Annotated in this window: 19 protein-coding genes, 1 tRNA gene and 1 other RNA gene; 10 read left to right on the top strand and 11 right to left on the bottom strand. The window is 57.1% G+C overall.

All coding sequences use genetic code 11. The annotated features are described in order from the left end of the window. The first annotated feature begins 15 nt into the window (after positions 1-15). The 6 genes from EGY08_RS16295 (at position 16) to EGY08_RS16270 (ending at position 6,728) form a co-directional block, all read left to right on the top strand. Positions 16-678 (top strand): cysteine hydrolase family protein, encoded by a 663-nt coding sequence (locus tag EGY08_RS16295; RefSeq protein WP_123828676.1) that lies wholly within the window; start codon positions 16-18, stop codon positions 676-678. A gap of 73 nt (positions 679-751) precedes the next feature. Next, a complete protein-coding gene (fdrA, locus tag EGY08_RS16290) occupies positions 752-2,302 on the top strand; it encodes an acyl-CoA synthetase FdrA (RefSeq protein WP_123828675.1) in 1,551 nt (516 codons plus the stop codon). A gap of 3 nt (positions 2,303-2,305) precedes the next feature. Continuing rightward, positions 2,306-3,712, top strand: a complete 1,407-nt coding sequence (locus EGY08_RS16285; RefSeq protein ID WP_004126369.1) for a DUF1116 domain-containing protein — start codon at positions 2,306-2,308, stop codon at positions 3,710-3,712. Then, positions 3,699-4,652, top strand: coding sequence for a carbamate kinase (locus tag EGY08_RS16280; protein ID WP_004126372.1), 954 nt, complete (start codon positions 3,699-3,701; stop codon positions 4,650-4,652). The genes EGY08_RS16285 and EGY08_RS16280 overlap by 14 nt, the downstream gene beginning before the upstream one ends. Positions 4,653-4,717: 65 nt before the next feature. Further along, positions 4,718-5,113: a glutamyl-tRNA amidotransferase gene (locus EGY08_RS16275; protein WP_123828674.1), complete on the top strand. Its 396-nt coding sequence runs from the start codon at positions 4,718-4,720 to the stop codon at positions 5,111-5,113. A 16-nt stretch (positions 5,114-5,129) separates the two neighbouring features. Beyond that, positions 5,130-6,728 (top strand): hypothetical protein, encoded by a 1,599-nt coding sequence (locus tag EGY08_RS16270; RefSeq protein WP_004126379.1) that lies wholly within the window; start codon positions 5,130-5,132, stop codon positions 6,726-6,728. A gap of 134 nt (positions 6,729-6,862) precedes the next feature. On the opposite strand, the gene dppF is transcribed toward EGY08_RS16270, so the two are convergent. The 10 genes from dppF to EGY08_RS16220 all read right to left on the bottom strand — a co-directional run bounded on the left by dppF (position 6,863) and on the right by EGY08_RS16220 (position 17,810). After that, positions 6,863-7,876, bottom strand: a complete 1,014-nt coding sequence (gene dppF, locus EGY08_RS16265) for a dipeptide ABC transporter ATP-binding subunit DppF (RefSeq protein WP_123828673.1) — start codon at positions 7,874-7,876, stop codon at positions 6,863-6,865. Continuing rightward, positions 7,873-8,856: a dipeptide ABC transporter ATP-binding protein gene (gene dppD / locus EGY08_RS16260; RefSeq protein WP_004126385.1), complete on the bottom strand. Its 984-nt coding sequence runs from the start codon at positions 8,854-8,856 to the stop codon at positions 7,873-7,875. Before dppD ends, dppF begins: the two co-directional genes overlap by 4 nt. 10 nt (positions 8,857-8,866) lie before the next feature. Then, on the bottom strand, positions 8,867-9,769 hold the full coding sequence (gene dppC, locus EGY08_RS16255) for a dipeptide ABC transporter permease DppC (protein ID WP_004126388.1): 903 nt from the start codon (positions 9,767-9,769) through the stop codon (positions 8,867-8,869). Between the two features lie 9 nt (positions 9,770-9,778). Beyond that, positions 9,779-10,798, bottom strand: a complete 1,020-nt coding sequence (gene dppB, locus EGY08_RS16250; protein ID WP_004126390.1) for a dipeptide ABC transporter permease DppB — start codon at positions 10,796-10,798, stop codon at positions 9,779-9,781. Positions 10,799-10,905: 107 nt separating this feature from the next. Beyond that, the gene (gene dppA, locus EGY08_RS16245; RefSeq protein WP_087828557.1) at positions 10,906-12,513 is read right to left on the bottom strand and encodes a dipeptide ABC transporter periplasmic-binding protein DppA; all 1,608 of its coding nucleotides are present in this window, start codon (positions 12,511-12,513) and stop codon (positions 10,906-10,908) included. 891 nt (positions 12,514-13,404) lie between these two features. Beyond that, a non-coding RNA gene (locus EGY08_RS16240) (RtT sRNA) lies at positions 13,405-13,536 on the bottom strand. A gap of 34 nt (positions 13,537-13,570) precedes the next feature. Continuing rightward, positions 13,571-13,647, bottom strand: a tRNA-Pro gene (locus tag EGY08_RS16235). A gap of 89 nt (positions 13,648-13,736) precedes the next feature. After that, entirely contained in the window at positions 13,737-15,425 is a 1,689-nt protein-coding gene (gene eptB / locus EGY08_RS16230) for a kdo(2)-lipid A phosphoethanolamine 7''-transferase (protein WP_004126395.1), read from the bottom strand. 241 nt (positions 15,426-15,666) lie between these two features. Beyond that, positions 15,667-16,869, bottom strand: coding sequence for an MFS transporter (locus EGY08_RS16225; RefSeq protein WP_004126398.1), 1,203 nt, complete (start codon positions 16,867-16,869; stop codon positions 15,667-15,669). A gap of 296 nt (positions 16,870-17,165) precedes the next feature. After that, the gene (locus tag EGY08_RS16220; protein WP_123828672.1) at positions 17,166-17,810 is read right to left on the bottom strand and encodes an autotransporter outer membrane beta-barrel domain-containing protein; all 645 of its coding nucleotides are present in this window, start codon (positions 17,808-17,810) and stop codon (positions 17,166-17,168) included. A 159-nt stretch (positions 17,811-17,969) separates the two neighbouring features. Here EGY08_RS16220 and tag point away from each other — a divergent pair, with 159 nt between their 5' ends. After that, entirely contained in the window at positions 17,970-18,551 is a 582-nt protein-coding gene (gene tag, locus EGY08_RS16215; RefSeq protein ID WP_004126404.1) for a DNA-3-methyladenine glycosylase I, read from the top strand. After that, positions 18,529-18,975, top strand: coding sequence for an N-acetyltransferase (locus tag EGY08_RS16210; protein ID WP_004126407.1), 447 nt, complete (start codon positions 18,529-18,531; stop codon positions 18,973-18,975). The genes tag and EGY08_RS16210 overlap by 23 nt, the downstream gene beginning before the upstream one ends. Here the strand turns inward: EGY08_RS16210 and EGY08_RS16205 are convergent. Beyond that, entirely contained in the window at positions 18,938-21,268 is a 2,331-nt protein-coding gene (locus EGY08_RS16205; RefSeq protein WP_004126411.1) for a molybdopterin guanine dinucleotide-containing S/N-oxide reductase, read from the bottom strand. The genes EGY08_RS16210 and EGY08_RS16205 overlap by 38 nt on opposite strands. Before the next feature lie 167 nt (positions 21,269-21,435). Here EGY08_RS16205 and EGY08_RS16200 point away from each other — a divergent pair, with 167 nt between their 5' ends. Further along, complete coding sequence (locus tag EGY08_RS16200) at positions 21,436-22,098, top strand: OmpA family lipoprotein (protein ID WP_004126414.1); 663 nt, start codon at positions 21,436-21,438, stop codon at positions 22,096-22,098. Positions 22,099-22,191: 93 nt separating this feature from the next. Next, positions 22,192-23,208, top strand: coding sequence for a LacI family DNA-binding transcriptional regulator (locus EGY08_RS16195; RefSeq protein WP_087828553.1), 1,017 nt, complete (start codon positions 22,192-22,194; stop codon positions 23,206-23,208). Positions 23,209-23,282: the final 74 nt, after the last annotated feature.

Genomic DNA, 23,282 nt, shown 5'->3' with positions numbered 1-23,282 from the left:
AACAAGGGATCGTTTATGCGTACTATTCAAGCTCAACCTTTTGATTTCACGTTTGATCCTGCCAGCATTGCGCTGGTCATCATCGATATGCAACGCGACTTTGTCGAACCCGCCGGTTTTGGCGAGGTGCTGGGTAATGACGTCTCGCATCTGCGCCGGACTATCGCGCCATGCCGTCAACTGCTGGAACAAGCCCGAGCCTCAGGGTTATTTATTATTCACACCCGCGAAGGCCATCGCGCGGATATGGCGGACTGTCCTCCAGCGAAAAAAACACGCGGCGGGAAAACATTTATCGGCGAATCCGGCCCGATGGGGCGTATTTTAATTCGTGGCGAACAAGGGCACGATATCATCCCGGAGCTCGCGCCACTCCCCGGTGAACCGATTATCGATAAACCCGGCAAGGGAGCATTTTACGCCACCGACCTGGGGCTGATTCTGCAAACTCGCGGCATTAAATCACTGATTATCTGCGGCGTGACCACGGAAGTGTGCGTGCAAACCACGGCCAGAGAAGCCAACGACAGAGGCTACGAGCTGGTCATCCCGGAAGACTGCTGCGCCTCCTACTTTCCAGAATTCCACCGCGCCGCGCTCGACATGATGAAAGCCCAGGGCGCCATCGTCGGCTGGGTCAGCGATTCAGCCAGCATTATCGGCGCGCTGCAAAACTAATTTTTCGACAACTGGTAATAACCCCATTCCGCCACATCTGTGGCGGTGGCCTCTTATTGCCCGAGGACAGGAAATGACTCTGCATTACCACTGCTTCCCTAACCTGTATAAAGATTCCGTTTCTCTGATGCAGGTTTCCGCAAAACTCAATGCTTTAGAGGGCGTTGAGCAAGCTTCTGTCGCCATGGCGACGGCGGCCAATATCGAACGCATGCGCGATGCGGGAATGCCCATTACGCTTGAAGCCCGACCTAACGATCTGCTTATTGCCCTGCTGGCCGATGACGAAACGGCAAAACAGGCGCTGACGCTGGCGGGTGAGTTACTGAGCCCTCCAGCCGCAACGGAAAACACCGAAGGTACAACCCGACGCCCGGCCACCAGCATCGCCGCAGGTGTGGGAGCGTCCTCGCAGGCTAATCTGGCGCTGATTTCGGTTCCCGGCAGCTACGCCGCCGCCGAAGCGCTTAAAGCCCTGAGCGCCGGGCTGCACGTGATGCTCTTTAGCGATAACGTCCAGGAAGAACAGGAAGCGGCCATTAAGCAGTATGCCCGCGAGCATAACCTGCTGGTGATGGGGCCGGACTGCGGTACCGCCATCATCAACGGAATGCCGCTGGGATTCGCCAACGTAGTCCGCCGCGGAGCGATTGGTCTGGTTGCCGCTTCCGGTACCGGCTTACAGGAAGTGAGCTGCCGCATTCACCACCTCGGTGAAGGTGTTTCGCAAGCTATCGGCACCGGCGGTCGCGATCTGCACGAAGAGATTGGTGGTCTGAGCATGCTGCAAGGGATCGCCATGCTGGCGGACGATCCCGAAACGCAGCTCATTGCGCTGATCTCCAAACCACCGTCACCCGCCATCATGGAAAAAGTGCTGGAATCCGCCCGTCAGTGTGGCAAACCGGTTGTAGCCCATTTCCTCGGGACAAGCGAGGCGACGCTGCTGACGTATGGCATCATCCCAGCCCACAGTCTGCAGCATGCCGCGGATATCGCGGTCGCCACGCTGCGGGGAGAAACGGCCGCCGCCAGCCATTCCTTACCTGAAGCCTTACGGCAGCAAGCGGTGCAATCGATTCGCGAGATGACCGCGGAGCAAACCGACATTCGCGGCGTTTTCGCGGGCGGGACTTTCTGCTACGAAACCCAGCTCGCGCTCCAGGCGGCAGGACTGTCCTGTGAATCCAATGCCCCGGTAACGGGCGCACGGGCGCTGCAGGATAAACATCATGGTCACGGCCACAGTCTGGTGGATATGGGCGATGATGAGTTCACCCAGGGACGCCCGCATCCGATGATTGACCCGGAACTGCGTAACGCGCGCTTGCTGTCGGAAGCGCTGGACCCGCGCACCGCCGTCCTGCTATTCGACATCGTGCTGGGCTATGGCGCCAGCGCCGAGCCGTGCAGCGCCCTGCTGCCCATTATCGAAGAAATTCAGCGCATTGAAGCCGCTGAACAGCGCCATATTGTCTTGCTTGCTCATGTCTGCGGCACGGATACCGATCCCCAGGACAGAGCGCAGCAGATCACGCTGCTGCAAAGCGCTGGCGTCCTGGTGGCTGACAGCAATATCGAGGCCGCTCGCCTGGCGGCATTTATCGCGCAACAACGGAAATAAACTATGACGACCTTATTTCAACAACCGCTTTCGGTTATCAATCTCGGACTGGAAAGTTTTGCTGATAATCTGCGCGAAGCCGGTGGCGAAGTGCTTCATCTGCAATGGCAACCCGTGGCGCAGGGTGATGAACAGGCGGGCTGGACGCTGGCGACCCTGCTGGCCGACGAGCGTATAAAAGCCGCTAACGAACAGGCGCTACAGCGCTATCTTGATGCCCAACCGGTACTGGTCGATGTCGCCAAAGCCAGCGAGGCAATCTCCGGCCTGAACGGCGTACGCAAAATTCTTCATGCCGGGCCACCGATCGCCTGGAGCGATATGTGCGGCCCGATGCAGGGCGCGATTGCTGGCGCGATTGTTTTTGAAGGCTGGGCCAGCAGCACGGAAGAAGCAATGCAAATGGCGGCGACGGGGCTGGTCGATCTCGAACCGTGCCATCATCACCACGCCACCGGGCCGATGGCAGGGATTATCAGTCCTTCCATGCCGGTGTGGATTGTAGAAAACCGCACTCACGGCAATCGCGCGTTTTGTAACTTCAACGAGGGACTCGGTAAAGTTCTGCGTTTCGGGGCCAATAACGAGGATGTGCTGAGCCGCCTGACCTGGATGGGGAACGTGCTGGCTCCTGCATTGAAGCAGGCGCTGGCGCTCAGCGGCGAAATAGAGCTCAAACCGCTGATTGCCCAGGCGCTGCATATGGGTGATGAGTGCCATAACCGCAACGCGGCAGCGAGCGGGCTGTTCTTTAAACGCCTGGCGCCGCATCTGGCGCGTATTCAACACGGCCCGGAAGCGCTGGAGTTTATCGCCGCCAACGACCATTTCTTCCTTAATCTTTCGATGGCTGCCTGTAAATCAATGCTGGATGCCGCCTGTGATGTGCCGCACAGCTCGCTGGTTACGGTAATGGCGCGCAACGGTGTCAACTTCGGCATTCGCCTCTCTGGTACCGGTGAACGCTGGTTCCAGGCCCCGGCTAATCCCGTCGATGGCCTGTTCTTCCCTGGCTACGGTATCGACGATGCGGCGGCCGATTTAGGCGACTCGGCAATTACCGAAACCGCCGGGATCGGCGGATTTGCCATGGCAGCCTCCCCGGCCATCGTTAAATTCGTCGGCGGCACGCCAGCCGATGCCGTCCGTCATAGCCTGACGATGCAGGAAATCACGCTCGCCACCCATCCGGCGTTCACGCTGCCCGCGCTGAACTTTGCCGGTAGCGGCTGCGGTATCGATGCCCGCTACGTGGTTGATCGCAATATTCTCCCGGTCATCAACACCGGGATTGCGCATAAACGCGCGGGCGTAGGGCAGATCGGTGCCGGGATCACCACTGCGCCGCTGGCCTGCTTTACCGCCGCGCTTCGCGCGCTGGCAGAAGGAGCTGACCATGAAAAAAACTAAAGTCGCCGTCGTCGCCGTCGGCGGTAATGCATTGATCCGCAACCCCGGAGAAAATGCGCTGGAACAGCAGTACGAAGCGGTAAAAGCCACTGCTGAAAATGTGGTTGATCTGATTGCCGCAGGCTGGCGCGTGGTGGTGACGCACGGTAATGGTCCGCAGGTGGGTTTTATCCTGCGCCGTAGCGAAATCGCCAAAGACGCCGTTCCTGCGGTGCCGCTGGAGTACGCGGTCGGCGATACCCAGGGCGCAATTGGTTTTATGTTCCAGAACGCGCTGAATAACGCATTGACCTTACGCGGTCTTGATAGCGTCAGCGCCGTCGCGCTGGTGACGCAAACGTTAATAGACCCAAACGATACCGCCTTCAGCCATCCTGATAAGCCTATCGGCGACTATATGACTCTGGAAACGGCGGAGACGCTGGCGGCGGCTCAGGGCTGGGATATCGCAGAAGATTCGGGCCGCGGCTGGCGACGCGTCGTGGCATCACCGGCACCAAAAGAAGTCATCGAAACGCCGGTTATTCGCACCCTGCTTGAGCAAAATGTCTTAGTCATTGCCTGCGGAGGCGGCGGTATTCCAGTCTGGCGCGATACGTCTGGCAAGCTTATTGCCGCCCAGGCGGTCATTGATAAAGACCGCGCATCGGCGCTGCTGGCCTGCGAATTGCAGGCGGACATGCTGCTGATTCCGACCGGCGTAGAGCAAGTCGCCATCAACTTTGGCACACCGGAGCAGCGCTGGCTCGATACTTTAACGTTAGCTGAAGCGCAGGCCATGCTGCAAAGCGGTCAGTTCGGAGCCGGCAGCATGGCGCCAAAAGTCGAAGCCATGCTCACCTTCCTGCGATGTAATCCTGCGGGGGTTGGGCTGATTACCAATCCGGAAACCATCGTTCGCGCCATTGACGGTAACGGTGGAACCCGGTTTACCGGTTAAGTTTACGCCGCCATGCGCACGGCGAATGGCGGCCCTATATTCAGGTATAAATAAGGATAAATACGATGTCAGATAGCAAAATCCTGCTTGCGGTTAACGGCACGCTAATGCGCGGCCTGAAGCTAAACCCCAACATGCTTGCCGTTAATGCCGAATTCGTTCGTGAGGATAAAACGGCCTCCTGCTACCGCTGTTGGAGCATCAACGACGATCACCCCGGAATGATTCGTTCACCGGATAACGGCGCAAAAATCGCGCTGGAAATCTGGGCGGTTCCTCCTGCCGGACTGGGGAATATTCTGCAAAAAGAACCTGCCGGACTCTGTATCGGCAAAGTGTTACTGGACGACGGTAGTGAAGTGTTGGGCGTTCTGGCGGAATCCTGGCTGGTTGAAGGCCAGCCGGAGATCACTGACCTCGGCGGTTGGCGGGCATACACCGGCCACCACATGACTGAATAACTTCAGGAGAAGGATTATGGGGCAAGGAAAACTCACATTTCGTCCACCGCTATGGGTGACGGGCGATCTCAACGCTTTTTTCGGACTGTTTACCAACGTATTACTGAACGTGCTGGTCCTGTCAGGACTCGCGCTGTACGTCGCGCAAATTCCGGCGACCACCGTTTATGGCCGCATCCTACCAGCGTTAGGTATCGCGCTGCCGCTGGGTAATCTGTTTTACGCCTGGCTTGCCTGGCGGATGGCAAAACGCGAGGGTCGCGACACGGTGACCGCCCTGCCATACGGGCCAAGCGTACCGCACATGTTCATCGTGGTGTTCGTTGTCATGCTGCCAACGCTGCTTATCCATAAAGACTGGATGCTGGCGTGGAAGCTCGGGCTTATCTGGGCAATGATTGTCGGCCTTATTGTGCTGGCAGGCGTGCTGGTTGGCCCGGCGATTCGTAAATATACGCCGCGCGCCGCAATGCTGGGGACGCTGGCGGGGATTGCGATTGCGTTTATCGCCATGCGCCCGGCGTATCAGATGTTTGATACCGCCTGGATTGGCATTGTCTGCTTCGCCATTATCCTGCTCAACTGGGTCGGTAACGTGCGGCTGCCGTTCGGTCTGCCGGGCGGGCTGGCGGTGGTTCTGGTGGGTTGCCTGCTGGGCTGGGGCGCGACCTGGCTTGGCTTTAGCGACATTATGAATCCGGCGGAAGTCAAAGAGGCCGCGGGGCGTTTCTCGCTCTATTTACCCACGCTTTCTACTGATGTCTTTAACGTCCCGATGAGCCTGGTCTGGCCACTGCTGGTGACGGCGATCCCGTTAGGGATTTTCAACTTTACCGAAATCCTCAATAACGTCGAATCCGCCGCAGTAGGAGGCGACAGCTACAACCTGCGCGCGGTACTGGCGGCTGACGGGCTGGGCGCGATTGTCGGCGCATTGTTGGGTTCGCCGTTTCCACCTGCGGTTTATATCGGCCATCCGGGCTGGAAAGCGATGGGCGGGCGCATTGGTTATTCGCTGGCAACCGGTGTTTGTATGGCCATCGTCTGCTTCCTGGGCCTCACCGCGCTGCTGCTCTCCATCATCCCACTGGTGGCAATCGTACCTATTCTGCTGTTTATCGGTCTGGTCATTGGCGCTCAGGCGTTCCAGGTGTCGCCGAAACGCCACGCTCCGGCGATCGTGTTGGCGCTGGTACCGAATATCGCCGAATGGGCGAAGAGCCAGGTCGATGGTGCGCTGGCGGCGGCCGGCGCGAATACCGTCAACCTCCCGGCTGACGTCGTTAATACGATGGCCAACAACGGTGTGCTGTATCACGGTATGGCAACCACCGGGGGCGGTGCGGTGTTGGCGGGGTTAATGATGGGGGCGATTGCCGCGTTCATTATCGACCGGCGCTTTAACTGGGCGGCGCTTTATGCCGCAGCAGCCACCGTCCTGTCGTTCTTCGGCTTTATTCACGGCCATCAGATGGCGTTTAACGCTTCACCGACGGTGACGTTTGGCTATGGCGTTGCCACGCTGTTCCTGACCTTTATGGCCTGGCGACAGGTTAAGGAAGAAGGAAAAGTCGACTGGTCGCCAATTGATAATGGCGATGAGGTGGTACATTAAGTCATAAACCGCCGCTGCCGGGATTTTCCCCGGCTTGCGGCGTAACACCTTAGCCGGGCTACGGGAACGCAGGCGTCTGTGAACCCGTAGCCCCGGTAAGCGTTAGCGCCACCGGGGAAGACAATACCTGATTATCAGCTCAGCGGTTTCTCGCCGTTTTGATCCTGGTCGACGGCAAAGCAGGCCACCAGCTGGCCGCCGTAATCCTTCAGCTGCGGCTGAAGCTGAGTGCATGGGCCAAAGCGGCGACGGCAGCGGGCGTTAAACGCGCAGCCCGGCGGCGGATTCAGCGGGCTCGGCAGCTCGCCGGTCAGCTTGATGCGCTCGCGGCGGTCATCCGGGTTCAGGCGCGGCGTTGCCGACAGCAGTGCCTGAGTGTAAGGATGCTGCGGGTTGTTGAAGATTTGCTCCTTCGACCCTTTTTCCACGCAGCGGCCTAAGTACATCACCATCACTTCATCTGCGATGTGCTCCACGACCGACAGATCGTGGGAGATAAAGACGTAAGAAAGCCCCAGATCCTGCTGCAGATCCATCATCAGGTTCAGCACCTGCGCGCGCACCGAAACGTCCAGCGCGGAGACCGGTTCGTCAGCGATTACAACGTCCGGGTCAAGCATCAGACCACGGGCGATGGCGATACGCTGACGCTGGCCGCCGGAGAACATATGCGGATAGCGGTCGTAGTGTTCCGTTTTCAGGCCCACTTTGGCCATCATCGCCAGCGCTTTCTCCCGGCGCTGCTCCTTACTTAAGCTGGTGTTGATCTGCAGCGGCTCTTCCAGAATTTGCCCCACCTTTTTGCGCGGGTTCAGCGAACCGTAGGGGTTCTGGAACACAATCTGGATTTTCTGCCGGCGCAGCTTTTGCGCCTGCGGATCGTGCTTAAGCAGATCCTGCCCCTGATAATAGAGCTCGCCGCCAGTGGGGATTTCAATCATCGTCAGCAGACGGCCGAGCGTCGATTTACCACAGCCGGATTCCCCCACCACCGCCAGCGTTTTACCGCGTTCAAGAGTAAACGAGACGCCGTCCAGCGCTTTGACCTGGCGTTCCGGCGCAAATAGCCCCTTCTTCACCGGATAGTATTTCTTCAGATCGGTGGCCAGCAACAGAGGCTGTTGCGTGGTGGCCTCATGCGTACTCATAGCCCTGGCCTCCCGGCATCATCAAGTGGGTAATGACATTTTGACTGACGACCGCCGTTAAGCAGGTTCAGTTCAGGTTCTTCACTGCGGCATTTGTCTGTTGCATACGGGCAGCGCGGGTTGAGCAGGCAGCCGCTCGGACGGTCGTATTTGCCCGGCACCACGCCCGGCAGCGAGGCGAGGCGCGCTTTATCCTGAGCGAACTCCGGCAGCGCGCGCAGCAGCGCCTGCGTATAGGGGTGGCGAGGCGCGCGGAAGATATCCTTCGCATCGCCGGTTTCCACTACCTGGCCGGCGTACATGACGATGATTTTGTGCGCCGCTTCGGCCACCAGCGCCAGATCGTGAGTGATCAGGATCAGCGCCATATTCTCTTTCTGCTGCAGCTCCAGCAGCAGCTCGATGATCTGCGCCTGAATGGTCACATCCAGCGCCGTCGTCGGTTCATCGGCAATCAGCAGCTTTGGCCGACAGGCAATCGCCATCGCGATCATCACACGCTGGCTCATGCCGCCGGAGAGCTGGTGCGGATAGACATCGAGACGCGAAGCCGGGTCGGGGATCCCCACCAGCGTCAGCAAGTCAATCGCCCGTTGAATACGCGTTTTCTTATTACCGCCCTGGTGGACCTTGATGGCTTCCATAATCTGGTAGCCGACGGTATAGCACGGATTCAGACTGGTCATCGGGTCCTGGAAGATCATCGCCACTTCCGCGCCCACCAGCTGGCGGCGCTCTTTTTCGGAAATGCGCTTCAGGTCGCGACCGTTAAACTCCAACTTTTCAGCCATCACCCGGCCGGGGTAGTCAATCAGCCCCATAATCGCCAGCGAACTGACCGATTTGCCCGAGCCGGACTCGCCGACAATACCGACCACTTCGCCCTGGTTTACGCTGTAGCTTACGCGGTCTACGGCGCGGAACGGCGTCCCTTCGTCGCCGAAGTGCACCGAGAGTTTATCTACATTTAATAACGCCATCTCGAACCTCTTACTGCTTCAGTTTGGGATCGAGCGCGTCACGCAGACCGTCACCCATCAGGTTAAATGCCAGCACCGTCAGCAGGATAGCGACACCCGGAAAGGTGACGACCCACCAGGCGCTCTGCGCGAACTGCAACACGTCGGAGAGCATCGTGCCCCACTCCGGTGTCGGCGGCTGCGCACCCATGCCAAGGAAGCCAAGAGCGGCCATATCGAGAATGGCGTTAGAGAAGCCCAGCGACGCCTGAACAATCAGCGGCGCAAGGCAGTTGGGAAGAATGTTGATGAACATCTGACGCATAGCCCCTGCGCCCGCCACCCGAGAAGCGGTCACGTAGTCGCGGTTGACTTCCACCAGCACCGCGGCGCGGGTCAGACGCACGTAGTGCGGCAGGGCGACAAAGGTTAGCGCCAGTGAGGCGTTGACGATGGATGGGCCAAAGATGGCCACCAGCACCAGCGCCAGCAGCAGGCTTGGCAGGGCCAGCATAATATCGACAACGCGCATAATGACCGAGTCAACCACGCCGCCAAAATAGCCAGCAATCAGGCCGAGCACCACGCCGAGGATCAGCGACAGCACCACCACCAGACAACCAACCAGCAGCGACAGGCGCGCGCCGTACATCAGGCGCGACAGGATATCGCGGCCGACGTCATCGGTGCCGAGCAGGTGGGTCACGCTGCCGCCTTCCTGCCAGAACGGCGGAGCCAGCAGCGCGTCGCGGAACTGGTCCGCCGGGTTATAGGGCGCGATGAAGTTGGCGAAGACGGCGATGATAATCATCACCGCGACGTAGGCCAGCCCCACAACGGCGCCTTTGTTGCGTTTAAAATAGTGCCAGAACTCCTGCAAAGGGGTCATTGGCACCGGTGCGGCGACAACTTTATTTTCAGTAACTTGTGACATGATGGCCCCTTACTTCTTATGCCGGATACGCGGGTTCACCACGCCGTACAACAGGTCGACCAGCAGGTTGACGAGAATAATCATCGTCGCCACCAGCAGCACCCCGCCCTGCACCACCGGATAGTCGCGGCGCTGCAGCGCATCAATCAGCCAGCGGCCAAGACCCGGCCAGGAGAAGATGGTTTCGGTCAGGATGGCCCCCGCCAGCAGCGTACCGACCTGCAGGCCGATAACCGTGACCACCGGCAGCATCGCGTTACGTAAAGCATGAACGACGATCACCCGCATCCGCGTCAGGCCTTTCGCGCGCGCGGTACGGATATAATCCTCGCCCAGCACTTCCAGCATCGACGAACGAGTCATACGCACGATCACCGCCAGGGGAATCGTCCCCAGCACCACGGCGGGCAGGATCATATGCATCACCGCATCAATAAAGTCGCCCGGCTCGCCCCAAATCGCGGTATCGATCAGCATAAATCCGGTCAGCGGCAGGGTATCGTCAAGGAAGACGGTATCGCTGATACGCCCGGAAACCGGCGTCAGGTTAAGCTGTACCGACACCAGCATGATCAGCATCATCCCCCACCAGAAGATAGGCATGGAATAGCCGGTCAGCGCGAGGCCCACGGAGGTGTGGTCGAAGATAGAGCCGCGTTTGACCGCCGCCAGCACACCCACCGGGATCCCGACGATGATGGCAAAAATCATCGCGCAGACGCCCAGCTCCATGGTGGCCTTAAAGCGCGGTACGAACTCTTCCCAGACGGGAATACGGCTTTTCAGCGAGATGCCCAAATCACCGTGCATCACGCCCCAAATATAGTTGACGTACTGCTGCCACATTGGCTTATCGAGGCCCATTTCGGCCAGCAGCTGCGCGTGACGTTCAGGGGAAATACCACGTTCGCCCGCCATAATCATCACCGGGTCGCCGGGGATCATATGAACGAAGGCAAAAGTGAGAAGGGTAATACCGATAAATGTTGGGATGACAAGTCCCAAACGTCGGAGAATGAACTGCAACATAACCCGGATTCTCTCTGGAGACGACCCGCCTGGTGACAGGACGTCTGTATTGCTCACAAATGTCAATTCCCTCCCCCCAAGGCGGGGAGAGGGGAAACACGCTGTTATTATTCGATAGAGACGTTATCGAAGTGGTGTTTACCTAATGGATCGACCACGTAGCCTTTGACTTCTTTACGCACCGGCTCATAGACGGTGGAGTGAGCGACGATCAGCGCCGGAGCCTGATCGTGCATCACGACCTGAGCCTGTTTGTACAGCTCAATGCGTTTGTTGTGGTCATCGGTGGCGCGAGCCGGCTGAATCAGATCTTCAAACGGTTTGTAGCACCAGCGGGAGTAGTTAGAACCGTCTTTTGCCGCCGCGCAGCTGAACAGGGTGGCGAAGAAGTTATCCGGATCCCCGTTGTCGCCGGTCCACCCCATCATGACGGTCTGGTGTTCGCCCGCTTTCGCGCGCTTGAGGTATTCACCCCACTCGTAGGTCACGATCTTGGCCTGGACGCCGACTTTCGCCCAGTCAGCCTGAATCATCTCAGCCATACGGCGCGCGTTCGGGTTATACGGACGCTGTACCGGCATCGCCCACAGGTCGATGGTGAAGCCTTTTTCCAGGCCTGCTTCTTTCAGCAGCGCTTTCGCTTTCTCTGGATCGTAGGTGTAGTCTTTAACGTCCTCGTTATAGCCCCACATGGTCGGCGGGATCAGGTTCTTCGCGGCCTGGCCTGCGCCCTGGTAAACGGCTTTGATAATCGCTTCTTTGTTAACCGCGTAGGTCAGCGCCTGGCGAACTTTGACATCATCCAGCGGCTTCTTCTCGGTGTTGAAAGAGAGGTAGCCGACGTTCAGGCCCGGCTGCTCCAGCAGAGTGATGTTCTTGTCTTGTTTCATGCGCGCGATGTCTGCCGGGTTCGGGTACGGCATAATCTGGCATTCGTTTTTCTGCAGCTTAGCGTAGCGCACGGAAGCATCAGGGGTGATGGAGAAGACCAGGCGATCGATTTTCGGCTTGGTGCCCCAATAGCCCGGGAAGGCTTTATAGAGAATACGGGAGTCTTTCTGATACTGCAGCAGCTGGAACGGGCCGGTACCGATTGGGTTGAGGTCCACTTTTTCCGGCGTACCGGCTTTCAGCATATTGTCGGCATACTCTTTTGACAGAATAGAGGCGAAGTCCATAGCGAGATCGGCAAGGAACGGCGATTCTGGACGGGTCAGCACGAACTGGACGGTATTATCGTCCACTTTCTTCACTTCGCTAATCAGGTCAGGTAACCCCATGCCTTCAAAGTATTCATAGCTGCCGCCAGACACTTTATGGTATGGGTTGTTGGTATTTTTTTGTCTGTCGAATGAGAAGACAACGTCATCGGCGTTCAGCGTGCGGGTCGGTTTAAAATCTTTGTTATCCTGCCACTTCACGTCTTTACGCAGATGGAAAGTATAGGTTTTCCCGTCTTCGCTAACTTCCCATTTTTCAGCCAGGCCCGGAATGACTTCCGTGGTGCCGGTTTTGAATTCTACCAGGCGGTTATAAATCGGCACTGAGCTGGCGTCATAGGTGGTACCAGAAGTGAAGAGCTGCGGGTTAAAGCCTTCCGGCGAACCTTCTGAACAATAAACCAGGGTCTTCGCTTGTACGCTTGCTGCGACGGTCATGGCAACCAGGCTCAGACCAAGCTTCAGCATCCCTGATTTTTTCAAGGAAATACTCATTATTCTGCTCCAAATGTGATGTTGTTTGCATATATCCGCCAGACCTTTATTTATTTTTATTCGTCATATTTCGAACTACGGATGCGTTGGCTGCGCTCGATAGCCCCAGTCACATAGTCATCTATGCTCCTGGGGATTCTCAAGCTTGCCGCCTTCCCGCAGCTCGAACTATTTAGAATATACCCGGTCCGGTCGGTGGTGCCCGAAAGCGTTGAGAGAGATGGGGATTCCTTTCACAAAAACGACTGAGTTGCAGTACGGATTCTCCATGAAATGCCCCTCATGCCCTACAATCTGTCAACAGAATGGGGAAACGTCAATACAGCCAACCAGGTTTTACATCCGGGGTGAGAATCGGCAGGCAAAGATTAAAAAAAGTGCAAAGCGCTATTTCCAGCAGAGAAATTTATGCTAGCGGCCAGTATACAGAATAAACGCCTTAATATTTTCCGGTAGCCAGTGATAAGCAATTATGGCAAATGGTAAAAATTTCTTGCGATGTGACCAATATGTGAGCGATAAATAGCGTGAACGTTAAAACGCACAGCGGAAAATGCTGAAGTTATCCATAAGCTTCGCGAAAAAAGATCGGAGTATATATAAAAAAATACAATGGAAGATGTCACAAAACAGGGAATTGGCGCCAGGAAATGAGGGTGGAGGCGTTTTTTTACACTCTTAGCAAGCAGCGTATTTTCCCGGAGGCGATGCTGCGCATCTGTCCGGGCTACCGGCCCGCAGACAACGGTGAACCCGTAGCCCCCCCGGTAAGGCGTCAGCCGCCACCGGGGAGCCGAGCGCAGAGTCGCTGAAATTCCCGGAGGCGGTGCTGGGCGCCTTTACCGGCGACAGACGCAAAAAAGCCTGCTCGTTGAGCAGGCTTTTTGAATTTGGTCGGTGATAGAGGATAACTCGCCACTCCGTGGCTCGCCCTGCGGGCCGTTGCTGACGCAACGTTCTCTCGCTCCGCTCGAGTCGAACCTCTACCCCCGGAGGTTCTCATCCTCATAAAGCGCAGATGCAAAAAAGCCTGCTCGTTGAGCAGGCTTTTTGAATTTGGTCGGTGATAGAGGATTCGAACCTCCGACCCCTTCGTCCCGAACGAAGTGCGCTACCAGGCTGCGCCAATCACCGAATGCGGGCGCATCTTACTGCTGCGATACACACCCGTCAATGCCTTATTATGAAAAAGTCGCTCAAGCGGCGAGAAACTCGCCACTCTGCTACTCCTTCTTCGCCGCAGCGTCAGGAACGTGGCACCAGTTGTTATATTGGTTAATCCCGCCGTCCGGCGAGGTATAGCCAAGACAGCCCATAATGGTGTCATAGAGCTCTACGTGACGACGCGGTACCTTCATTGCCGCCTGCTGCTTCAGGCGCGCAAAGGAGGCTGCGTGGTCAGGCGACTCCAGATACTTATCGGACATCCACACCAGCATCGGCACGCGGAACTGCTCCGGCGGCGCCATCTTGCGCGGCGTCCCGTGCAGGTGTTCGCGCTCGTTGATGGACTCGCCGTGGTCGGCTGCATAGAAAACAATCGCCTTCTTATCCCGCAGTTGATCCAGCACGCTAACGATAAAGTGATCGACGTAAGTCACGCTGTTATCGTATGAGTTAATCAGCTCAGCCTTCGAGCATTTATTATCGACGCCAACGCACTCCGGCTTCCATTGGGCAAAGCTGCGCGGATAGCGCTGGGTATAGTTAAAGTGCGATCCTTTGGTATGCAGAATAATCAGGTGCTTACCATTGGGATTCTTCGCCAGCCCGCGCTTCATTTCATCTACCAGCAGCATGTCGTCAACGCTCTTGCCGCGGTTACTCGGCTCAGCGCCAATCTGCTCGCGATAGGCGATATTGTTCGCCATTGTGTTGCTGTAGAACCACATCTCGCTCTGCATGGCGTACAGATTGCCGGTAAAGCCGAGCTGGTGGAGGACGGCAAAGACGTTCTGTTCTTTCAGCGTCCGCTGCGGGTTATCATCCGCCCCGCCCTGACGAACGAACATACAGCGCAGCGACAGCTTAGTCGCGGTATCGCAGGAGTATCCGCGGAAAGCGACCAGGTTTTTCTCCTGCGCCAGCTTAGGCGTGGTATTGCGGTTATAGCCCAGGATGCCCATATGGTCCCAGCGGGTGGTTTCGCCGATGATAAACACCACATAAGTGTCATCCAGCCCTTGCGGCGCAACGTAGGTAAATTTTTTCGCTGGATTGATCAGAGATTTATTATCGGAAGACTCATCCACCTGCGCCCATGCGTAAAGACCCAGCGCTGAAAGCCAGTTAGACGGCAGGTAGGAATTAGCCACCACCCCGCCATAGCTTGGCAGATCGACTTCGGAACTGCGCTCGAAGTTCTTCTGGCGAACCTCCAGCAGACGAATTGGCCCCCAAACCATCAGGCCAGCCAGCAGCACGATGGTAATATTCTTCATCCGCTGGCCGGGCGTACGAATTTGACGCAGCAGCGTGAAGCGGCAGCGGTTGCTCCAGATAAGCACCAGCGGCAGCGCGCTCATCAGCACCAGCCAGAGAATCAGGTGCCAGCCGATAACTTCTCTGGACAAGTCGATGTCAGTAGTCATCACCGAGGCAATAATCCCGTAGCCGATCACCACGTTCAGGAAGGTCATGTAATAGCTGGCGGCGGCGGAGAATAGTACAACGATGGTCGCAAGGATGCGCCAGACCCGGCGGCCAAACAGCGACAAAATACGCAGCAGAAAGAAGGTGACCAGAAAGGTCCCAATCAGCTCAACTGCACCGGAGAGTCCTTTCCAGATGGTAAACTCCTGAGCGTACCCTTCGAAGCGGCGGAAGAATACGGCAGCGTTCATAAACCAGCCGATGTACAGCGCCAGCCAGATACTGAGCTTCAGCTGCGTCATCGTTTTAATGTATTTCATGCAAAAAACCTGGAAAACGAAGAGATAAAACCGCCCGACTTAAGCGATATAAGTAAGCAGGTTAATAAAGTGCGTTTAGCTTGGTTATAAGAAACCTCTACAAAGCGCGATAAGTAGACCACAGCGGAAGGAAAAAGTATCAGGAGGGAATGTGATCCAACCAAACATTTACAAAACATTTGGTTGGATTGGCACTATTAGCTTAGGTAATTAACCATCGGGGCCGTAATAACGCCCGGTTTCAGGCATGAGCCTGGTGGTAAATTTCACTTTTCGGCTGGCGAATCGTTGTCGAAAGCGCCAGGGAAAGAATCAGCAGCGCAAAAATGACGCAGAAGGTCACGTAGAAACCGCCGAACAGGGAAGCAATCAGCGAACCGCAGATGCTGCCGATACCGAAACCGAGATAAATCACACCGTAGTTTTTCGCCAGGTTATTGAGGCCAAAGAACTCGCTGACCAGCGACGGGAAGACGGTAATCGTGCCGCCGAAGTTAAAGGCCACGCAGGCGATGGCGGCGAAGAAAGTCGTGGCGTTCAGCGGAGCGAACAGCAGCGCCGCCATACCGATAAGCGAAACGACCTGTCCGATGGTAATCACCCGGATGCGCGACATTTTATCCGACAGAATGCCCAGAACCAGACGGCCGCTCAGGTTAGCGATGGAAATCACCGTCACCGCGTTGGCTGCCGTCGCCACATCGAGATGCACCATTCCCTGGGCAATATCTTTCGCTACGCCAATCACGTACAGGCCGCTCATGCAGGCGGTCAGGAACATCACCGCCAGCATCCAGTACTGAGGTTTACGCATCGATTCGGCGAGGGTGAAGTCGTTTTCGACCACGCCATTGTTCGCGGAGACGGTGTGGTTCGGCGCGTCTGTCATCAGCGTCGCGCCGAAAACGATCATCACCAGCACGATAGCGCCCCAGATGATAAAGGTTTTTTCCAGACCGACCGTCGCCAGCAGATGGGAATCAATAAACTTGAAACCCAGGCTGCCAAGCCCGTAAGAACCGATAGAGAAAGCAGAAATCAACCCCTTACGTTCCGGGAACCATTTGACGCAGTTCGACAGCGTCAGCAGATAGCCGGCGCCGTCGGCAAGCCCGACCAGAAGGCCCGCGCTCAGCCACAGCATCATCAGGCTGTTTGAATGCGCGGTCAGGAAGAATCCGAGGCCCAGCAAGACGCCGGACGCCATGGTGACGCGTTTGACGCCGAAACGTTCCTGTAATTTGCCCGCCACGGATGAGGAGAGCGCCAGGCCAAGGCTTAACAGGCCGAATGAGAACGCCACCTGGCTGACCGGTTCGTCCAGCTTGGTGGAAAGCGAACTATTGAACAAACTCCATGTATAAACCGATCCCAGCGCAAATTGCGTAATGATAGTGCCAAGCAGCGTAAGCCAGCGGGTGTATTGACGGTTTGCAGCGTTCATAGCAGTTGTCCTGGATAATTAACTGCCGCCACCATAACGAAGTCCCCTTTAAGCCTGGGGAAAAAAGGCATGAACTGCCGTCACCGCGGAATGAAATGCACTAAAGGCGGAATGAATGACAGTGAAAAACATTCACGCCTTAAATATTCATTGAAAAGTTAGTACCTGCTACCGCCAGAAGATGCATCATTACTGTAATTATGAAGTAAATTAAACGTATCAAATATGCTACATAATTAGCCTAAATAATTCGAATTGCAGCCAACGCATCTCCAGCTTGAAGCATGACGAATAAATTAAAAATTGGCGCTCACGCCCATTAAATAGAGATAGTTTGCCCCGTTGGGCAAGTTGTCCGCCTGCGACAACGCCGCCCAGGCGGCAAGATGAGAGTTGAGCGACATATCGGCGCCAAAGGTCACGTCCCGCCAGGCACCGTCCTGCGTGCGATTCTGTCCGCCGGCATCAGCCGTGAATCCCTGGTTATAGCTCACCTGGGCCCACGGATGTACGCCCCATAGCTTCTGATAATCTACCCGCCAGCCCAGCGTATTCACGTAGCCGGTTCCGGCCGTATTGCGGGTCAGCGGCGGCGACGTCAGATCGGAATGTAAACTGGCGACCGGGCCGGACGTCATACCCTCGGTCAGAGAGAAATTCCAGCCGACGCTCATACCGCGTGCGCTATCCACTGGAGAGACCCCCTGATTAAACGCCAGCCCGGAAGGATCGTCGGACGCATTTATCCGCTCCGCGAGAATATCTTCATAGCGCGGTTGGTGATCGCTGTCCCATGTATAGCGTTCCGCAGTATTACTTTTTGTATCGATAGCGATATATTCCTGTTGCCAGGCATTCGCACCGGCAACACACGACGCCCAGACGGATACGTACGCCGGGACCAGGAATACCCGGAGGCCATTGCATTTCTTTATTATCATTAATGCGACTCCAAAAAGAGCCGAAACGGCAAGGTTGCTGTGTTTTTTTATGGGGTATCCTATCCCTGTTTTGGGGATAATAACCCTGTATTAACTATTATCTTTATCTTACAGCCGTCAAGTTGCCCGGCTGATTTTTATGACAAAAGGGAGAGACAGATGCAACGTTGCGGATGGGTCAGTCAGGATCCTTTATACATTGAGTACCACGATAACGAGTGGGGCGTTGCTGAAAAAAATCCCCGCAAGCTGTTTGAGATGATTTGTCTCGAGGGCCAGCAGGCCGGGCTATCGTGGATCACCGTACTGAAAAAGCGTGAAAACTACCGCAGCGCCTTTCATCAGTTTGACCCGGTTCGCGTCGCGGCGATGGGCGAAGAAGATGTTGAACGTCTGGTGCTCGATGCCGGTATTATTCGCCATCGCGGGAAAATTCAGGCCATCATCGGCAACGCCCGGGCCTTTCTGGCGATGGAGGAAAATGGCGAGCCTTTCGCAGATTTCGTCTGGTCATTCGTCGATAATCATCCCCAGGTGACTACCGCCGCCGCGCTGGCGGAGATCCCGACAACCACTCCGGCTTCTGATGCGCTGTCAAAAGCGCTGAAAAAACGGGGCTTTAAGTTTGTCGGCTCAACGATCTGCTACTCCTTTATGCAGGCCTGCGGTCTGGTCAATGACCACGTTACCGGCTGTTTCTGTCGCTCAGGAGGCCAGGATGATTCGCAATTGGGACGCTAACGAAACCGGCCCGCTGCTTGAGCTATGGCTGGAGAGTACGATCCACGCCCACCCATTTATCGCCGAAAGCTACTGGCATGACAGTCTGGCGATAGTGCGCGACGTTTACCTGCCCTCCGCCCAAACCTGGGTATGGGAGCAGGAAGGCGTGCTGAAGGGTTTTATCAGCGTGATGGAGTCACGCTTCATCGGCGCGCTGTTCGTCGCACCGGATGCAGCCAGACAGGGTATCGGCAGCGCGCTGATTGGCGAAGTCAAAAAACACTACGGTTGGCTAACCCTTGAGGTATACCAGAAAAACGTTCAGGCGGTGAATTTCTACCATGCGCAAGGCTTCCGTATTGAAGACTGCGCATGGCAGGATGAAACCCAGCATCCGACCTGGATTATGCATTGGTCGGCGGATCAAATGCCGTCAGCGTAAGCTCGGGCCCGATATATTTTTCCAGCCACGCCAGCGCCGTATTTCCGGCGCAGCCGTTGCCCAGCCGCGATGTCGGAATATCTTTGGTCAGCACGTTCACCGCACCGTTTTTGCAGATCCCCGCCTGAGGGTCGAGATCGGGCCATGCTCCTTCATGCAAGCAGATAACCCCAGGACGAATACCGTCAGTCACTACCGCGCCGGCCAGCACCTGGCCGCGTGAATTCCATACCCGCACCAGATCGCCATCGGCGATATTACGCGCCTGCGCATCGCGCGGATGAATGGTTAATGGTTCACGGCCCGCCACCGCGTAGCGTTCGCGTAGCGACGTATGGTTGAGCTGGCTGTGGAGGCGGTGCGCCGGATGCGCTGACAGCACCTGAAGCTGACCTTCCTGCGCATTGCCATGCCACTCGTCCGGTTCCAGCCACATCGGATGCGGCGGGCAATCCGGATAGGCATACCCGGCGATGGTCGGTGAGTGAATCTCAATTTTACCGCTAGCGGTTTTCAGCGGGTTCGCCTGCGGATCGGCCCTGAAGGCGGCAAAACGGGCGAAGCGCGCGTTTTCGGGGCTCTCCGGCATTTCAATCAGCTGATTATCCTGCCAGAACTGGGCGAACGGCGGCAGCGTAACCTGATGCTGCGCCCCGCGCTGGGCGGCAATCTGGTAAAACGTCTCCAGCCACTGCAGATCGTTTTTACCCTCGGTGAAGCGCTCCCGCCCGCCCGCTTCCCAGCGCTCGCTGAGGTCGGCGAAGACCTCGAAATCATCGCGCGCTTCATCGCGCGGCGCGACCACCCGCTTCATCGGCACCAGATGCTGGTTGCTGTAATCCCCGGTCATGGTCATATCATTGCGTTCAAACGAGGTTGTCGCGGGCAGGACGATATCGGCATGGCGCGCCGCCGCGGTCCAGAAGCATTCTGAAATCACGATAAGCTCCGGTTTTTGCCAGGCGCGGATCAGCCGGTTGGTGTCCTGATGGTGGGTAAAGTTGGCGCCGCCCGCCCACCAGATAAAGCGAATATCCGGGAAGCTACGATCCATCCCGTTATGTTGATAAGCGGCGCCGGGGTTCTCCAGCGCTTCAACGATGCGCGCGACCGGAATTTTCGCTACCGCGTCGGTACCGCCCGCCACGCTACCCTGCATTGAGGCCAGCACTGCCGCACGCCGCGTAGGGTTGCCGCCGTTAGCAAAGTGATAGGAAAGGCCAAAACCCCCGCCTTCAGTGCCGATCTGGCCGAGCATGGCCGCAAGGGTCACCAGCATCCAGTGTTTTTGTTCGCCAAACTGCTGGCGCTGCATGCCCCAGCCGGACATCAGCATGGTAGTGTTTTCGTGGAAAAGTTTTGCCAGTTCGCGAATTTTATCCGCGCTAACGCCGCAGATCGCCGCCGCCCATTCCGCCGTTTTTGCCGTTCCGTCGCTCTCGCCGGCCAGATAGCGGGCGAAAACGTCATAGCCGCTGGTGCAACGGGCCAAAAATTGGTCATCCTGCCAGCCGTTTTCCACCAGCGTATGGGCGATACCAAGCATCAGGGCGACGTCGGTGCCCATATGCGGGGCGATCCACTCCGCCGCATCTCCAAAGAATTCCGCCGTTTCCGATCGCATCGGATCGATGCAGATCACCCGCTTCCCGCTCTGGCGCAGACGGTCGAACCACGGGATACCCTGTTCGTCGGAAGCGTTCCAGGCGATTTTTAACGTATTTAAGGGGTTAGCGCTCCACAGCACCACCACATCGCTATGTTCCAGCACCATTGGCCAGCTGGTCTGCTGCTGATAAACCTCATTGTTGCCAACCACGTACGGCATGATCGCCTGAGCCGCGCCGGTGGAATAATCGCCCAGATGCCCGGTATAGCCGCCCGCCAGGCTCATATAGCGCTGGAGCAGCGTCGCCGCTTTGTGCAGCACGCCGTTTGAGCGCCAGCCGTAGGAACCCGCAAAAATCGACGCCGGGCCGTAGCTTTCGCGAATTCGGCGATGCTGGGCGTGAATCAGATCCAGCGCCCGATCCCAGCTTACCCGCACAAACTCATCCTGCCCACGCACGCCCTGCGGGCTTTCAGGCGAGGCGAGAAATCCCTTACGTACCATCGGGTACCGTACGCGGGTTTTGCTATGCACCTGATCGCGTACGGCGCTTTGCAGCGAGTTGGCGAAAGGGGTATCAAGCGCCCCTCGCGATGAGATGACGTTCTCGCCATCGGTTTCGACCAGCATTGGCCCCCAGTGGGCTGCGGTGAGGATAGTTTTGGTGGCGGATGAGGTTGGCAATGCGGGCTCCTGGTCAGCGATAGCAGGTGTGGTGACGGCACGTTATTCAGCCGTTCAATGTTATTTACAAATTGAGATGCTCTCTGCGGAATTTTCTCCGGTTTCGCGCGTCATAATCAACCGTCACGGTCGCTGTGGCAAAGAATAAAAAGGATTAAGGAAATAAGATGAAAAAACGCGTACTCATGATTGCGGCTGTCGTTAGCGGCGCACTGGCTATTTCTGGCTGTACCACCAACCCCTACACCGGGGAGCGCGAAGCGGGTAAATCCGGGATCGGCGCGGGCATTGGGTCGTTAGTCGGCGCAGGCGTAGGGGTGCTCTCTTCCTCCAAACATGACCGCGGCAAAGGCGCGCTGATCGGCGCGGCGGCCGGCGCGGCGCTGGGCGGCGGCATTGGTTACTATATGGACGTGCAGGAAGCGAAGCTGCGCGAGAAAATGCAGGGAACCGGCGTAAGCGTGACGCGAAATGGCGACAATATCGTGCTGAACATGCCAAACAATGTGACCTTCGACAGCAGCAGCGCCAATCTGAAACCGGCGGGCGCCAATACCCTGACCGGGGTAGCGATGGTGCTAAAAGAGTATGAGAAAACCGCCGTTAACGTGGTTGGCTACACCGACAGCACCGGCAGCCAGGATCTGAATATGCGCCTCTCTCAGCAGCGCGCGGAGAGCGTCGCCAGCGCGCTTATCACCCAGGGCGTAGCGGCTAACCGCATCCGCACTACCGGCATGGGCCCGGCGAACCCGATCGCCAGCAACAGCACCGCGGAAGGCAAAGCGCAGAACCGCCGCGTTGAAATTACCCTCAGCCCGCTGCAGTAATGCCCTCTTTGCCCGGCGACTCGCCGGGCAAAATGCTTGATATAGCGAATTTTCGCGCTAAGGTGTGTGCAGATTTCAGCAAAGGAAGCCACCATGGCGAAAGCGGCGCGAGCAACCATTAGCGATGTGGCGAAAGCCGCACAGACCGGCAAAACCAGCATTTCACGCTATCTGAACGGCGAAAAGCATCTGCTTTCCGAGGATTTGCTGGGGCGGATTGAAAAAGCCATTGCCGAGCTCGACTATCGTCCCAGCCTGATGGCCCGCGGCCTGAAGCATGGCCGCACCCGGCTGATCGGCCTGATCATCGCCGATATCACCAATCCCTACTCCGTCAACGTGCTCAGCGGCATTGAAGCCGCCTGTCGCGAAAAGGGTTTCACCCTGCTGGTATGTAATACCAATAACGAGCTGGACCAGGAGCTGCACTACCTCGACCTGCTGCGCAGTTACCAGGTGGAAGGGATCGTGGTCAACGCCGTCGGGATGCGCGAGGACGGCCTGAACCGCCTGCAGCAGTCGGCGCTGCCGATGGTGCTTATCGACCGCAAGATTCCAGAATTCGCCTGCGATGTCGTCGGCCTCGATAATACCCAGGCCGCCACTACCGCCACCGAACACCTGGTGGAAAAAGGCTTCGAAGCCCTGCTGTTCCTCAGCGAACCCCTTGGCTCGGTCAATACCCGCCGCGAGCGCCTGAGCGCCTTTCGTCACACCCTGCAGCGCCACAGCGGTATCGTCGCGGAAAACGCCGAAGTACCGTTGAACGATGGCGCGATGCTGGATAACGTCCTGCGCCATTTCCACTCCCACCATCGCGGCATGCGCAAGGCGGTGATTTCCGCCAACGGCGCGCTGACGCTGCAGGTGGCACGCTCGCTTAAACGCGTTGGCCTGATTTGGGGCAGCGATATCGGCCTGCTGGGCTTCGATGAGCTGGAGTGGGCCGAACTGGCGGGCGTGGGGATCACCACGCTCAAACAGCCGACCTGGCAGATTGGCTTCGCCGCCGTCGAGCAGGTGGTGCGTCGGATTGAAGGCAGCAACGACCCGGTCTGCGAACGGGTGTTTTCCGGCGAGCTGATCGTCAGAGGCTCCACCTCCCGCTAACGATCCTTCGTGATGGCGATCATAAATTAGACATCCTGGCCTTTGCTTTGGAACCGATACCATCTAGCGTAATA

Origin of the sequence: Klebsiella sp. FDAARGOS_511 (assembly GCF_003812845.1) — a bacterium.
GTDB lineage: Bacteria > Pseudomonadota > Gammaproteobacteria > Enterobacterales > Enterobacteriaceae > Klebsiella > Klebsiella grimontii.
This window is presented reverse-complemented; position numbering and strand designations above follow the sequence as displayed.